This is a genomic window from Protofrankia sp. Cr1, assembly GCF_963555865.1.
Classification (GTDB): Bacteria; Actinomycetota; Actinomycetes; order Frankiales; family Frankiaceae; genus Protofrankia.
Genome location: NZ_CAUVXO010000320.1, coordinates 1 through 1,226 on the forward strand (window position 1 = coordinate 1; position 1,226 = coordinate 1,226).

1 protein-coding gene is annotated in these 1,226 nt (G+C 67.0%); it reads left to right on the forward strand.

Annotated elements, in window-relative coordinates; translation table 11 throughout:
- Positions 1–1,145: MMPL family transporter (locus tag U9980_RS20195; protein ID WP_322769349.1), on the forward strand; the 1,145-nt coding region annotated here is incomplete at its 5' end.
- Between the last annotated feature and the right edge of the window lie 81 nt (positions 1,146–1,226).

The window sequence follows — 1,226 nt, forward strand, 5'->3', positions numbered from 1 at the left end:
ACGAGAACACCGCGAGCCGGTTCTGGACCAGGTGGGCATCGCTGGTCGTGCGACACCGCTGGATCGCCGCCGGCGTCGGACTCGCCATCCTCACCGCCCTGATCATTCCGTTCTTCGGGGTCCAGATCGGCACGGCGCAGTCCTCGTCGCTGACGAAGACCGGGCCCGCCTATGAGGCGCTGAAGACACTTGAGGACGGCGGTGTGCCGACGGGCATTCTCACCCCGGCTGAGATCCTGGTCACCTCACCGGCGGCCGGCGAGGTGGTGCGACGCGTGCGCGCGGTGGACGGCGTGGCCACCGCGATGGCCCCGACCGGTCCCGCGTCGAACCGAGCCGACACCTCGATCGTCCTCGCCGTGCCGAACAACGAGACCGCGGGCGGCAGCAGCACCGACCCGATCCGGCGGATGCGGTCCGCCCTGGACAACGTGCCCGGGTTCATCGGTCTGACCGGGATCGGCGCACTGCAGCTGGACTACATCCATGCTGTCTACGGGGCGTTCCCGCTGGCGCTCGGCCTGATCGTCCTGATCACCTACATACTGCTGGTACGCGCTTTCCGCTCGCTCCTGCTGCCACTCAAGGCGGTGTTGTTCAACATCGTCTCGCTCGCGGCGACGGGCGGTGCAGTCGTGTTGTTCTGGCAGCACGGGTACGGCTCCGAGGCGATCTACGGCATTCAGGCCACCGGTTCGATCACCTTCTGGCTACCTCTGATGATCTTCGCATTCCTGTTCGGCCTGTCGATGGACTACGAGGTGTTCATCCTCGCCCGCATCCGGGAGGAGTACGACGCCAGTGGTGACACCAACGCCGCCGTCATCGAAGGAGTCGGCCGTACCGGGCGGCTCGTCACCTCGGCCGCACTGATCCTGTTCCTGTCGTTCCTGTCGCTGTCGAGCGGACCGCAGACCGACATCAAACTGTTCGCGACGGCGCTCGGCTTCGGCATCCTGCTCGACGCCACCGTCGTGCGGATGCTGCTGGTGCCGGCGTTGGTGTCGCTGTTCGGCGACTGGAACTGGTACCTGCCGGACTGGACCGCCAAGCTGCTGCGGGTGCAGGAATCCCACACCCATGACGGCCCGGGTGTTCCGGAGCCGCGGTCCCGCCGCGAGACCGAGGTCCAGACGTCCAGATAACCCGGCCCGTCCCGGGGTTGGGTTGACCATGATGGTCAACCCAACCCCGGGGGTGTTGCGGGCTGTGCCGCAACGACGGGT